This window comes from Haemophilus parahaemolyticus, from assembly GCF_018373095.1.
Classification (GTDB): domain Bacteria; phylum Pseudomonadota; class Gammaproteobacteria; order Enterobacterales; family Pasteurellaceae; genus Haemophilus_A; species Haemophilus_A parahaemolyticus_A.
Genome location: NZ_JAHAHT010000085.1, coordinates 1 through 7,799, shown reverse-complemented (window position 1 = coordinate 7,799; position 7,799 = coordinate 1). Strand labels below are relative to the sequence as shown.

The window sequence follows — 7,799 nt, the reverse complement described above, 5'->3', positions numbered from 1 at the left end:
TAACCTTTTTACATAGAGCGATTCGCCGAAGCTAAACACGTAAGCCCATCCCCTCCGACAGATTGAGCGGAAGCCGTTGAGCCTTGCAAGCGGTTAAAAATGTCTAATTTTTCACTTCCTTATAAGCCACAGAAACTAATTCACCCACACCCGATTTTTTACCATCTCTTAGCGTTTCTTTGTAGGCTAATCGAATGGGTTGACGGCTTTCGTCAGGGATAACTAATTCATTTGTTAAGATATCTTTCTCGAATTGCTGAAGTTTCTCTACTTTCACTTTTAAGGTAAAAATGATGCCGTCTTTACGCTGAGCGGTAATACTTAATGTATCGCCAAGTGTGCCGATTCTTTCCAAACCTTTGATATAAAAATCGCCTGCAGTATCATTAGTAACTCTTTCTGTAATTGCTTTATCTTTGTATTTTTTGAGTTCATCACCGCTTGCAGTGGTTGATTGCACCGTTGCCTCAGTCACAGCGGAATCTTTAGCAATTTGTTTCATAAAACCTTCAGAGGCAAGTTCCCCACGCTTTTCTAGCTCCTCACTAAAAATCGTTCTACTTTCATTGGCTTTTTCTGCCATTAAGGCTTGAATGGTTTCTTGCTGTTGCTTATTGAGTTCCACAAACGCTTGAGCTTGATTTGCCATCATCTCTTTGGTGTTATCTGACAGTTTTTCTGCAATCGCCACTTGGGCTTTTGTCTCTTCTGCTTGCGTTTGGAAATATTGATAGCCTAAAAAGCTAACTGTGCCACCTAACACGCCAATATAGGCGATAAAGGCAACAAGTTGTTTCCAACCATTCATACTTTTTAAGGTGTCGTTCATATTCGTAAAAAAGCTATTGGCAATATTCTCTGCAGAACCTTCACCATCGGATGAACCCTCTGCAATTTTAATCACAACATCGAACTGCTCGCGGTCTTTCTCAGTCAGGCGACGCAGATCGGGCTTACCATATTTTACTATACAAATTGCACGAAATATCTCGTCGGTAAAATCTTTTAAGCCATCAATTAAATAAGAAGTGACGGTGGAATGGTATTTATCGCCCCCTTTTACATTGAAATGTAAAACGGGCCAATTTTCAAAACGGGCAGGCGGAAAAGCAAAGTTAGGTTGTTCTAAATCGCATTCGGTGAGCAATTTTTGAATGTATTGCTCAAAGGCTTGTTCGCTATTAATAACAAACACACTTTCTAAAGGCTGAGTGGTCATAGGTTATCTCCCGATAGTGATGCTTCCATTGGCGATATTGTCTGCTTGGCTATTATTAACAGTCATGGTGCTTCCACCCTGCCCACTCGCTCCGCCCCCTTGTGCAAGATTGCCTACAAAAACCACCGCTTGTAATTGTTGTTTGTCGTCCAACTCATTAAATGCAGTGAGTAGCATTTTTTCCGTTGCTTTTAATGCTTGAGTTTTGTCTTTGCCATAAATAAGCCAATCTAGCGAAAGATTATGGTTCTGGGCAAAAGTTAAAATCATGTCAATCGGCATATTGTTGCGATTTTTCCAATTTGAAAAGGTTGTTTGAGCAACTCCTAATTCTTCGATCAAAGCCTTGTCATTTTCTTTTCCTAAAACTTCTTTCATTCGTTCAATAATTAAGCGAACAGAAAATTTTTCCATTTTTCTTTCCTTTTTGGGGTTGAAATATCACAAATTGGGTTGTATTATTCACAACAACAAGAAGCACAGCGATGCAAAATGAAGCAAAGCAATGCAAATAGAAAAATACCACAAAGCGAGGAGTTTTAAAAGTGAGTGAAATCAACGAAAAATTAGAGAAGCAGACAGGAAAAGAATTTCAGACGAGAATTCCTGCAGATCTTACAAAAAGAACAAAAGATTTAGCCATAAAAGAGAGACGCAAGATGGCGCCAATGATTGCGATTTTGTTAGAAGAAGCACTGGAAGCAAGAGGGGTGTAGGAATGAGTGAACAAGAACTCAAACAACTCAGAGACGTCGCAGAATGCGGAAGTTATGAGGCGTATTTGCAGGTTAAAACGGAAGGAAAATCAATGAAAGATAAAACATTTAAAGAAAAAAGCCTTGAGTGGTTAGGCAGCACAATGAGCGAGGAACAGCTCGCTACAGCCAGTTATCTTTTTAAATATATTGAGAATTATGGCTTGGAAGCCACAAAAGCAGAAATTGCGTTTGAACGTGCCAAACGCAATTTGCTAGAGGCTTATGAGCGTAAGTTGGATTTAATCACAAAGTAAGACGAATAGCCTTTGTGTGAGCCCCACTCCCAAGCTAAATCTGTGTAGCCGTGTTTGTTCATAAAGTTGTTGAAGTCTTGCAGGTCGGTAAGTCCCTCTTCACAAGTGACCACACGATACACTTTGCCGTTGTGTTCAATCGCCATATGAAAAACCTCATCTGCATACTTAACGGCTTGATTTTCAACAAATGCGGTAATTTCCGCATCAATAGCAGGCAGTTCAAAAGTGGTTGGGTCAACAAGGTATTTCGATTTCATTTTAGGTTCCTTTTTAAGTTAAACGAAAAGGAAATATAAACAAACCCAGAGAGGTAAGTCAATGAGTGAACAAGAAAAAAGCTCAGCAGTATGGGAATTAAAACAACTTGCAGAATTTGATCACCAAGCCGCAAGAGAAATCTTTACACCGCAAGATGTAAAGATGATGAGCTATGCACTGGCATATATTAAAAAAGCGGGCATAGCCCAGTTTGAAAAAGAACTTGATCAGATTAAGCAGGCTGTTCAAACAGAGAATCATAGCCTTGTTTAGCTTCAAGCTTGGTTAAGCCAAGCGAAAATAGAAAGTTATCACAGCCCACCCATTCGGTTAAGCCTTCTGCAGTGAGGCGACGATATAAAACCCCGTTGTGATAGATGCCAATATAGCAATCTGTTGAGCCGTAAGGGTCCGCCCCTTCCTCTTCAACATATTGCGTGATTTGAGCATCAAATGCAGGCAGTTCAAAGGTGGTTGGGTCTACAAGATATTTAGATTTCATTTTAAGTTCCTTTTTGGTTAAACGGAAAGGAAATATAAACAAATACAGAGAGGTAAGTCAATGAGTGAGAGAGAGAAACAACGCCGTGCATTAAACAAGGCGTTGCGTGAGTTAATCGAGCATTGCGCGATTAGTTTTGGGGCAAGTTCGCCAGATTGTAGTGTTCAACTTTGCCGTTTATATGCTCAACGTAATCAGTTGCAATCGCTTTTTACTCAGTCGGTGATGGCACAGTCAGTTCAATCACTTCATCGGGCAGAATGTCCGAATATACCTTTTCTAGCTGCTCAATCAGAGCCAGTTGGGTTGAGTAATAACGATGGGCATCATTTAGCAGATGATCAGGTGTATTTGGCAGCGTTGAAAGCAACTGACGCGATGATTCAGTCCTTAAGCGAAGTAATTGAAGGTAGTGGTAAAGCGTGGTGCCTTTGTCTGGAACGGATGAAAGAATACGAGCAATCTCTACTTGAGAGTCAAGCAGTTGTTGAGCGTAATGCTCAGCTAATTGTTGGTAAAAAGTGATTTGGTTTTGGGTTTCAGTACTCATTTTAAGTCCTTTTTTAAGTGATGGGGATTGGGAATATAACATAAAACGGAGGGAGGTATGGAGCAACAGCCGTTGATTATTCAGTTGGATACACCGTTTTGCAATCTTGAAGAGTTTGAGCGGCGAACGGGTATTGATAAAGATTGTGCTAGAAAAGCCATTGAAAAGGGCATTATTCCGATTATGCCGAAAAAGAAAGGTGAGCGAACTCTGGTAAATTTGGTGAAGTGGTTTCAATACGCGGCAAGTCAGCCGTATTAGGTAGGTAAGGTAATGGCAAATATCGATCACTTCTGCACAAACTGCGGAAGTAAAAATTTAAGAGTGAGAACATCGGAGAAAGTCGGTCTGTTGGCAATTGATGTGACTTTGTATTGCAACAATTGTGGCACGGAATTAAAAGTGTTGAGCCAGATTACACGGGTTCGCACACCAGTCTATCACGAACGCCCTGAGGCGTTACGCATCAATAAGATTTTGAAAGAGGCTGATTTAAACACGCCAGATTTATTTAATGGCGTGATTGAAGGCGAGAAAGCCCCTCAAAATCAAGACTAATTTTTAATAACAAGCGGTAATTTTTCACGCCTTTTTTGCAAGGCGTGGATTTTTGCACGCTAAATTTAGGAAAAAGGGCAATTTATGAGCAGTTACAGAGTAAGAAAAGCTCGCTGGCAAAAGCGAGTGAAGTTAAGAAAACGTCGTGATGTGTCGTTCTTTTTGGAGCAACGCGTAAAGGCATTGGAGGAGCAAAAAGAGCTAGACCGTGTGGATAGTGAGCAGATTCACGATTTACTGAACCAGTTGGAGATAAAAGTGAATACGCTGACTTATAGCGTGAAAGGTATGCGTTATCGGCTTAAGGTCGCTTATGAGCTGTTAGAACAGCGTTCGTGGTGGCGTATTTGGTGGTTTAAATTTAAGCACTTTTGGAGTTGAGAAATGAAGAACGGTAAACAAAAAACGTGTGTTTGATGTGTTGATGGATTGGTTATGCCAAGTGGGCATTTGGGTGGTGGGGTTTACCCTCGCTTGTTTGTTCAGTGTAGCGTTTGCGTTGTTGCTTGATGTAGCAAAGTGAGGTGTGTGGTGAATACGAAAAATCCAATGAAGAAAGTGGATGAAATCTACAAGGCTGCGATAGAGATTAACGACCTTTCAGAAAAAGCGGGGTTTGCGATGAGCCGTTGTCTTGAAGAGAGATTGAACCCTGTTGAGATGGTCGAGCAAGTGAAAAAAGCGAAAGGTTACTTCGAACGGATGCTTACCGAGATGTTGGCGTTTGAGGTGCGTGATTTTGATGCGTTGATGAAAGCGATTAAGGCAGTAGAGAATCCCGAATCATAGCGAGGTGTGAAATGCGTTCTTTGTTGAATGAGGTAATCAAAAACCGAATTACAAATAACAAAACTTTTTGTCTTGATAAGGCTTCTCAGGTGTGGTGCCGCTTAACGCCTGAATTGCAGGCGGTGATTTTACGCGGGGCAAACATTGCTGGTGAGCCGACTTTTTGGGGCGGTTACAACAGCCAACAAAAACGCATCATCAAGAACACACTGCTGCTTTTCGAAGACATTGTAAATATTAAACACGGCGTTGAGTACGATGCCAAGATTTTAGAAAACCGCATCAATAGAGCGGATTGAGGAAAGAAAGATGTACACCAAGCAAGATTTTAACCGTGCTGCGATTGGGATGAAGGCGGCAAGAGATAACGCCAACACCTGGTTTAATGCCTTTCGTAAAAGCCGTGATATGAACGATTGGCACAATGGGATGCGTTGGGCTAATCAGGCGTTCTATTGGGCGGATGAGCTGAAAAAGATTGGGAGTGAGTTATGCCATTAATTGCAGTGAGTGAGTTTACCTTTGAGTTGGCATTACCTGCCGATCCGTTAGATGGTCAGTCGTGGGTGGTGAGTCGAGGGGGCGAGATGATGGATATTTCCCCCGATTTAGATGAGGCGTTGCATTTGGCGTTTTTACAGTGGAAACGCGAGCACGCACATTTGTTGGCATTGCTCAATCGGGCAAGTAAGGTGAAATTTACGATTAGTCAAAGATGTTAGGTATGCAAGGTCGGAATTACGAAGCAAGAGCAAAAGAGGTGGAAGCTGCACAACGTGCGGCTTTTGCCGATTTGGCACAGTTGAGAAATGCCAGAGAAATCCGACCGCTTGCCCTTTCGGAAATTGACCCACAAGCCACTCAGTCACAGATGGATTTGTTTGCTTCTGTGCCAAAAGATATTTATGACTGGGTGGAGGAATTACTGCAACGTTTACCACGCAAACAACAGCGTGATCATTTCCGTAAACTCTATTTACGTGAGCTGAAATCGGTTAAAGATGACGGCTCCATTGCCTTTATGGCTGGTAACAAACAGGTTGATCACGCCAATAATTTCTTGCGTGATTTGATGAACCAACGTTTAGGCAAGGTGTTTGCTCGTTACGATTTTGACCTTGCGTGGCTGGCTAAAACGGCTCAAGAGAAATGGGAATGGGCGCACGGTTATGCAGCGGATGATTTGTTTTCTTCTTTTGGTTTGGTGCGTGAGCACGAGAGCCTAGACGAAAAGAAACGTGTGCCATTTTATTTGATGACCAATAATAAATTGGAAAAGATGGCTGCGACAATGGGCGATATTTTCCAAACCATTCAAGTCAATTTTTTCACACAGCTTGCGGAAGTGCGTCAAGATTACTCTGATGAGGAATTAGAGGGCGTATTAGGCGAGATTTATGCTAAATGTGGCGAGTTGTGTGAAAAGGTTGGCTTTATGCTGCCTTATTGGGAGAGTTATCAGCACAAAATCAACGAGGGTGAAAGCCCGAATTTTCGCCAGATGGAAATCGCTTTAAATAAGGTGGTTTGCCAAGATTGGTGGGGGAGTTTGTTGCGTAAAACTCGGCGTCAGATGCTTGAGCACGTAGCCATTGCGTGTGGTGAGGTGCGTCAAGGTGTGTCTGCATACATTTCTTTTGATGGCTTTCGTGAGTATAAATCGCAGTTGCGTAAAAACTATGATTTCTTGCGTGGGCAGATCATCCAAAACATCGACAACCAAGAAGAGCAGGTGGAACTGTTCGAGATGTGGTTGAAATCGAATGCTAATCCGACCATTCGCCGTTATGAAATGATGACCCGTCTCCGCGGTGTGGAAGAGTGGGCAGAAGAGAAGGGCTACAAAGCGTTATTTTTGACGCTTACCGCCCCTTCTTCATTCCACGCTCAACACAGTAAAGGCGGTCAGAATGGGAAGTGGTCTGGCGCAAGCCCGAAAGAGACCCACGCTTATTTGAATAAGGTGTGGGCTCAATTGCGTGCGTTGTGGGCAAAACGTGGTATTAAGGCGAAAGGGATGCGTGTGGCTGAACCGCATCACGATGCAACGCCTCACTGGCATTTGTTGGTGTATGTGTTAGAGCGTGATGTGGAAGAGACGGTGCGTTTATTCCGTGCAAAAGCGTTGGAGTTAGACGGAGATGAGCAAGGTGCAGATAAACACCGTTGCAAGGTGGAATTCTGCGATAAAACCAAAGGCAGTGCGACGGCTTATATTGCGAAATATATCAGTAAGAACATTGATGGCTTTGATGAGCAGGATTTGAAATCTGACGAAGCCGAAGAATTACCGCTTAAAGAGAATGCTCGCCGTGTGCGTGCGTGGGCATCTCTTTGGGGTATTCGTCAATTCCAGTTCTATGGGGTGGGGTCGATTTCGGTGTGGCGTGAGCTTCGCCGCTGTATGCAACCTTTGGCTGATGACAAGCTGGAAGAACTCCGCTTAGGTGCAGACTTGAGCGATTACGCCTTTTATATGGAAAAACAAGGCGGTGGCAGTTTTAAAGATGCGGTGTGTGCGGTGCATTATGAGGAACGCGAAGCGAATAAATACGGTGAAAGCGGTTCAAAAATTGATGGGATTTACAACAGATTCAAAGCGAGTGTTGAGGTTATCAAGACTCGTTCGAAAGTGTGGGCGATTCTTCGTAAGCCGAGAGATTGGGCGGAGCAAAAAGCAATGAGAGCACAAGAGCAAAATCATCAAACTGCCTCAGCGAATGCTGAGGCTAAAAATACGGGGCTTTGCCCCGCTTGGACTTGTGTCAATAACTGTAACCCTAAGCGTAGCAAGGGTTCAGTGATTGAACGGGGCTTAAGTTCAGCCGAGCAGTTGGTGGAATTTTTCCAAACTCACCAAGCGGAGCTGAAACGGTTGGAATATGCCGTGAAAAGTCGGGGTATTCCT

Annotated in this window: 16 protein-coding genes; 12 read left to right on the top strand and 4 right to left on the bottom strand. The window is 43.0% G+C overall.

Going from position 1 to position 7,799, the window contains the following annotated elements:
* Positions 1 to 103: 103 nt before the first annotated feature.
* Both KH943_RS08105 and KH943_RS08100 read right to left on the bottom strand, forming a co-directional pair.
* Complete coding sequence (locus tag KH943_RS08105) at positions 104 to 1,219, bottom strand: hypothetical protein (protein ID WP_304109849.1); 1,116 nt, start codon at positions 1,217 to 1,219, stop codon at positions 104 to 106.
* A 3-nt stretch (positions 1,220 to 1,222) separates the two neighbouring features.
* Positions 1,223 to 1,633 carry a helix-turn-helix domain-containing protein gene (locus KH943_RS08100; protein ID WP_304109848.1) on the bottom strand — a complete coding sequence of 137 codons (411 nt, stop codon included), beginning with the start codon at positions 1,631 to 1,633 and terminating at the stop codon, positions 1,223 to 1,225.
* Positions 1,634 to 1,764: 131 nt separating this feature from the next.
* Between KH943_RS08100 and KH943_RS08095 the strand changes: the two genes are divergently transcribed.
* Together KH943_RS08095 and KH943_RS08090 are read left to right on the top strand one after the other, a co-directional pair.
* Entirely contained in the window at positions 1,765 to 1,935 is a 171-nt protein-coding gene (locus KH943_RS08095; protein ID WP_304109846.1) for a hypothetical protein, read from the top strand.
* A gap of 2 nt (positions 1,936 to 1,937) precedes the next feature.
* On the top strand, positions 1,938 to 2,231 hold the full coding sequence (locus tag KH943_RS08090) for a hypothetical protein (protein WP_304109844.1): 294 nt from the start codon (positions 1,938 to 1,940) through the stop codon (positions 2,229 to 2,231).
* Here the strand turns inward: KH943_RS08090 and KH943_RS08085 are convergent.
* Positions 2,198 to 2,491, bottom strand: coding sequence for a hypothetical protein (locus KH943_RS08085; protein ID WP_304109843.1), 294 nt, complete (start codon positions 2,489 to 2,491; stop codon positions 2,198 to 2,200). The genes KH943_RS08090 and KH943_RS08085 overlap by 34 nt on opposite strands.
* Positions 2,492 to 2,552: 61 nt before the next feature.
* On the opposite strand from KH943_RS08085, the gene KH943_RS08080 reads away from it, so the two are divergent.
* Complete coding sequence (locus KH943_RS08080; protein WP_005706283.1) at positions 2,553 to 2,765, top strand: hypothetical protein; 213 nt, start codon at positions 2,553 to 2,555, stop codon at positions 2,763 to 2,765.
* Here KH943_RS08080 and KH943_RS08075 read toward each other — a convergent pair.
* Positions 2,725 to 2,994, bottom strand: coding sequence for a hypothetical protein (locus KH943_RS08075; protein WP_304109839.1), 270 nt, complete (start codon positions 2,992 to 2,994; stop codon positions 2,725 to 2,727). The genes KH943_RS08080 and KH943_RS08075 overlap by 41 nt on opposite strands.
* Before the next feature lie 60 nt (positions 2,995 to 3,054).
* Here KH943_RS08075 and KH943_RS08070 point away from each other — a divergent pair, with 60 nt between their 5' ends.
* From KH943_RS08070 to KH943_RS08030, 9 genes are all read left to right on the top strand, one after another.
* Positions 3,055 to 3,519: a hypothetical protein gene (locus tag KH943_RS08070; RefSeq protein WP_304109838.1), complete on the top strand. Its 465-nt coding sequence runs from the start codon at positions 3,055 to 3,057 to the stop codon at positions 3,517 to 3,519.
* 82 nt (positions 3,520 to 3,601) lie between these two features.
* Complete coding sequence (locus KH943_RS08065) at positions 3,602 to 3,805, top strand: hypothetical protein (protein ID WP_304109836.1); 204 nt, start codon at positions 3,602 to 3,604, stop codon at positions 3,803 to 3,805.
* A gap of 12 nt (positions 3,806 to 3,817) precedes the next feature.
* Positions 3,818 to 4,102 carry a hypothetical protein gene (locus KH943_RS08060; RefSeq protein WP_304109834.1) on the top strand — a complete coding sequence of 95 codons (285 nt, stop codon included), beginning with the start codon at positions 3,818 to 3,820 and terminating at the stop codon, positions 4,100 to 4,102.
* Positions 4,103 to 4,186: 84 nt separating this feature from the next.
* Entirely contained in the window at positions 4,187 to 4,483 is a 297-nt protein-coding gene (locus KH943_RS08055; RefSeq protein ID WP_304109832.1) for a hypothetical protein, read from the top strand.
* 150 nt (positions 4,484 to 4,633) lie between these two features.
* A complete protein-coding gene (locus KH943_RS08050) occupies positions 4,634 to 4,891 on the top strand; it encodes a hypothetical protein (protein WP_304109830.1) in 258 nt (85 codons plus the stop codon).
* An 89-nt stretch (positions 4,892 to 4,980) separates the two neighbouring features.
* Positions 4,981 to 5,190 carry a hypothetical protein gene (locus tag KH943_RS08045; protein ID WP_304109828.1) on the top strand — a complete coding sequence of 70 codons (210 nt, stop codon included), beginning with the start codon at positions 4,981 to 4,983 and terminating at the stop codon, positions 5,188 to 5,190.
* Between the two features lie 10 nt (positions 5,191 to 5,200).
* On the top strand, positions 5,201 to 5,392 hold the full coding sequence (locus KH943_RS08040; RefSeq protein WP_304109826.1) for a hypothetical protein: 192 nt from the start codon (positions 5,201 to 5,203) through the stop codon (positions 5,390 to 5,392).
* Entirely contained in the window at positions 5,383 to 5,613 is a 231-nt protein-coding gene (locus tag KH943_RS08035) for a hypothetical protein (protein WP_304109824.1), read from the top strand. Before KH943_RS08040 ends, KH943_RS08035 begins: the two co-directional genes overlap by 10 nt.
* Before the next feature lie 2 nt (positions 5,614 to 5,615).
* Positions 5,616 to 7,799, top strand: a 2,184-nt coding sequence (locus KH943_RS08030; RefSeq protein WP_304109822.1) for a replication endonuclease, incomplete at its 3' end; no start/stop codon positions are given.

Coding starts and splice junctions, on each gene's coding strand:
- KH943_RS08065 (WP_304109836.1), top strand. CDS start 3,602: ATGGAGCAACAGCCGTTGATTATTCAGTTGGATACACCGTTTTGCAAT.
- KH943_RS08060 (WP_304109834.1), top strand. CDS start 3,818: ATGGCAAATATCGATCACTTCTGCACAAACTGCGGAAGTAAAAATTTA.
- KH943_RS08070 (WP_304109838.1), top strand. CDS start 3,055: ATGAGTGAGAGAGAGAAACAACGCCGTGCATTAAACAAGGCGTTGCGT.
- KH943_RS08075 (WP_304109839.1), bottom strand. CDS start 2,994: ATGAAATCTAAATATCTTGTAGACCCAACCACCTTTGAACTGCCTGCA.
- KH943_RS08100 (WP_304109848.1), bottom strand. CDS start 1,633: ATGGAAAAATTTTCTGTTCGCTTAATTATTGAACGAATGAAAGAAGTT.
- KH943_RS08040 (WP_304109826.1), top strand. CDS start 5,201: ATGTACACCAAGCAAGATTTTAACCGTGCTGCGATTGGGATGAAGGCG.
- KH943_RS08055 (WP_304109832.1), top strand. CDS start 4,187: ATGAGCAGTTACAGAGTAAGAAAAGCTCGCTGGCAAAAGCGAGTGAAG.
- KH943_RS08035 (WP_304109824.1), top strand. CDS start 5,383: ATGCCATTAATTGCAGTGAGTGAGTTTACCTTTGAGTTGGCATTACCT.
- KH943_RS08085 (WP_304109843.1), bottom strand. CDS start 2,491: ATGAAATCGAAATACCTTGTTGACCCAACCACTTTTGAACTGCCTGCT.
- KH943_RS08090 (WP_304109844.1), top strand. CDS start 1,938: ATGAGTGAACAAGAACTCAAACAACTCAGAGACGTCGCAGAATGCGGA.
- KH943_RS08105 (WP_304109849.1), bottom strand. CDS start 1,219: ATGACCACTCAGCCTTTAGAAAGTGTGTTTGTTATTAATAGCGAACAA.
- KH943_RS08080 (WP_005706283.1), top strand. CDS start 2,553: ATGAGTGAACAAGAAAAAAGCTCAGCAGTATGGGAATTAAAACAACTT.